Consider the following 1,419-nt stretch of genomic DNA (forward strand, 5'->3'; position numbering starts at 1 on the left):
GGGGCATCTCAATGTCTGAGTCAAGCCACCGACGGGATGGGACGGGCGTAGGGGCGCCCGTCCCGCAACATCGCCCAAAGCACGTTGATTCGCTGTCTGGCCAGGCACAACACCGCCTGAGGATGCAGCATCCCCTCAGCCCGCTTGCGCCGGTAGTACTCCTGAGAGGCCCCCGGCCTGAGCAGCGCCGACTGCGCCGACAGGTAGAACAGACGGCACAACCGGCGGTTGTAGTGCCGGGGCCTGCGGTTGTTGTTGGTCCTCTTGCCCGAGTCCCGCGCGACCGGGGCGATGCCCGCGTGCGAAGCCAGGTGGCCAGCGTCCTTGTACCCGGACAGGTCTCCAGCGAAGGCGATCAACTCCGCGGTCAGCAACGGCCCCATGCCCGGCATGGACTGGATGATCGCGCTGCGCTCGTCCTGGCCCAGGACCTCGGCGATCTCCCGGTCGATCTTCTTGATCCGCTCGTCCAGGTCCAGGATCTGCTGGGCCAGATCCGATGCCAGCGCGGCGGCCCGCTTCTCACCCGGCAACGACGTGGTCTGTGCCTTGGCCGCCTCCACCGCCTTCTCCGCGAAGTAGGAAGCGTTGCGGACCTCGCGTTTGGCCAACCACGCCGTCAGCCGCCCCACGCCCATGCGGCGCAGGCCAGCGGGCGTGCAGTACCCGCTCACCAGCACCAGACCGGGACGCTTGCGGTACTCGAAGGCGCGTTCCAGGGCCGGGCAGATCCCGACCAGCAGCTCACGCAACCGGTTGATCATCTTCACCCGGTCGCCGGTCATGTTCGCCCGATGGGAGGTCAGCAACGCCAGTTCGCCCACCAGGTCCGGGGCCAGTTCCAGCGGTCGGAAATCCGACCGCATCCGAGCGGTCTCGGCGATGGTCTGGGCGTCCTTGGCGTCGGTCTTGTGGTCGCCGGCGAAAGCCCCGGACATGCGGTTGACCGTTCGCCCGGGGATGTAGACCACCTCCTGGCCGTGCCCGAGCAGCAGGGCCAGGAGCAACGCGGAGGGACGGCTGGAGATATCCACCGCCCACCGCAGCTCATCAGCCAGGCCGCACACGTCGGCGATCAGGTCGAGGATCTCGGCCTCGTCGTTGACGACCTTGCGCGACAGCAGCTTGTTGCCGTCCGCGTCGACGGCCACCGCCCAGTGGTGGCCCTTACCTGCGTCGATACCGACCCAGATCCGCTGATGAGTGCTCAACCTGTTCCACCTGCTCCATACACGAGGGGTTCCTTCGTGGTCCGTGGAGCACCCCACCATCGAAGCCTTAACGAAGCGATGGGTCGCAGCTCTCAATCAGAGGTTGGAGTGACCAGGGAGCCGGGCGGCTATGCCCCGCGAAGCCATGGGCGGCACCTTCTCATCAGCCTCACCCGGCCCCCTTGGACCACACACCCATTCTTAAGGC

1 protein-coding gene is annotated in these 1,419 nt (G+C 66.9%); it reads right to left on the bottom strand.

The annotated features are described in order from the left end of the window. Window positions 1-20 precede the first annotated feature (20 nt). Window positions 21-1,211 (bottom strand): IS110 family transposase, encoded by a 1,191-nt coding sequence (locus ACWGKS_RS29955; protein ID WP_452525092.1) that lies wholly within the window; start codon window positions 1,209-1,211, stop codon window positions 21-23. Window positions 1,212-1,419: the final 208 nt, after the last annotated feature.

The organism is Nocardiopsis sp. NPDC055879, from assembly GCF_053615935.1.